This window comes from bacterium (genome assembly GCA_040757115.1).
Taxonomy (GTDB): domain Bacteria; phylum UBA9089; class CG2-30-40-21; order CG2-30-40-21; family SBAY01; genus JBFLXS01.
The window spans coordinates 1-1,500 of record JBFLYA010000432.1 but is presented as its reverse complement, the minus strand read 5'-3'; the positions used below and the strand labels follow the sequence as shown (position 1 = coordinate 1,500).

The following is a 1,500-nucleotide window of genomic DNA, read 5'->3' as shown; positions in this document are numbered from 1 at the left end:
TCGAATTTCCGAGAGATATCGGTTGATAGTATTCCGGTTAAGACCGGTGATTTGAGTAATCTGAGAGGCATTCAAATCCAGTGAAAAAAGGTTCACGATTTGACGGATTTTAGCCTCTGAATTTTTTAAACGATTTGCGTACCTATTTTTTAACGTCATAACCAGATGTTAGCACACTTTTTAAAGTGCTGTTCTAGTTATGACCCTTATTTAATTATTGAGAACACAACAAGTTATTCTACAGTTTCTGTATATCTCCGGAAGTTGAAGGGAACCCTCCGGCACCTCCGTATTGCCAAAATCACTCAGTATTTAGCGTAAGGTATTTATATTCCATTTAAAATATCCTTGACAAGCTTTTTTATTTCCGTATTTCCTTTCTGTATATCATTCAATTTGTAATGTTAACACGTTGTTGGGATAACTCCGAATGCTCAAAATCCCTTCAGCATTTTATGAGAAAACTCCAAGCTAAGAATCGGTCTCCTGCACAGCAAAAGCCTTACCATCAAAGAGGCAAAAGGCCCGCCCAAGTAGTCCGCTGTCCTCCTCCCTGGTTAAGTATCATTGGCTAAGTTATGTGTTAATCACATTCCTGATTTTGCGATTGCAAAATAATTATGCCTCATTTAAAAATATGGCGTATAGGATTATATTACAACGGCATCTAAATGCATACATAAGCTTGCCAAATCCCCCCATCCCCCCTTTTCTAAAGGGGGGTGAGGGGGGGGATTTAGGCTTTTTAATTGCCGGAGTAATAATAAAGTTTTGATCCTAAGAAAATGGAGGTCATATCATGTCTGAGATAAAAATCAAAAAACCATCTAAGGAAGAGCTGGATACCCTGGGTATAGATAAATGGAGCCCCTGGTCATGTGAACCGAGCGCCTTTGACTGGGAGTACGACTCTGAAGAGACGGCCTATGTATTTGAAGGCAGAGTAGAGGTGAAAACCCCGTCAGGCACGGTTGAGATCAACAAGGGAGACCTGGTTACCTTTCCCAAGGGGCTTAAATGCACCTGGAAGGTGATCGAACCCATACGGAAGGTTTATACGTTTAAATAGCCTCCATCCAATAACCTCGTTTTTCCGGCCGAAGCGGTCAGCGCTCAGCTATCAGCTTTCAGCTTAATGTGTTGTCTATCTCTGGTCTTTGCTGGTCCGCTGAGGCGGAATCGCTGAAAGTTTGAAATTTGTGTTCTCTTATCTACGCCATAGGCAGGTCGGTCGGCCATGAAAAATGGCTCATCGTGCAAGAGTGTGGATAAAATGCTCTTAAGGGCATGCTCCTTATTATCCCCCCTTTAGCAAAGGGGGGCGAGGGGGGATTTGAAAACTCCTGGCAGTAACTATGCTTTCGTATAATAAAAGCCTAAAACAGTTATGATTTATAAAATCTCCCCTAACCCCTGGTTTATTTTAGTCAAGCGCTTTTTTTATAACATTAACATACGGAGGTCTTAATTGAAGCACCTTGCCTTACCCTGGTATTTGAG

The 1,500-nt window shown here is 41.7% G+C and carries 2 protein-coding genes; one reads left to right on the top strand and one right to left on the bottom strand.

Translation table 11 applies throughout. From position 1 onward, the window contains the following. Window positions 1–159, bottom strand: a 159-nt coding sequence (locus AB1422_19425; protein ID MEW6621473.1) for an IS1595 family transposase, incomplete at its 3' end; no start/stop codon positions are given. Window positions 160–799: 640 nt separating this feature from the next. Between AB1422_19425 and AB1422_19420 the strand changes: the two genes are divergently transcribed. Then, window positions 800–1,069 carry a cupin domain-containing protein gene (locus AB1422_19420; protein MEW6621472.1) on the top strand — a complete coding sequence of 90 codons (270 nt, stop codon included), beginning with the start codon at window positions 800–802 and terminating at the stop codon, window positions 1,067–1,069. The last annotated feature ends 431 nt before the right edge of the window (window positions 1,070–1,500 follow it).

Bases quoted from the DNA above. Each gene is read 5' to 3' on its own strand.
- AB1422_19420 (MEW6621472.1), top strand. From the start codon at position 800: ATGTCTGAGATAAAAATCAAAAAACCATCTAAGGAAGAGCTGGATACC.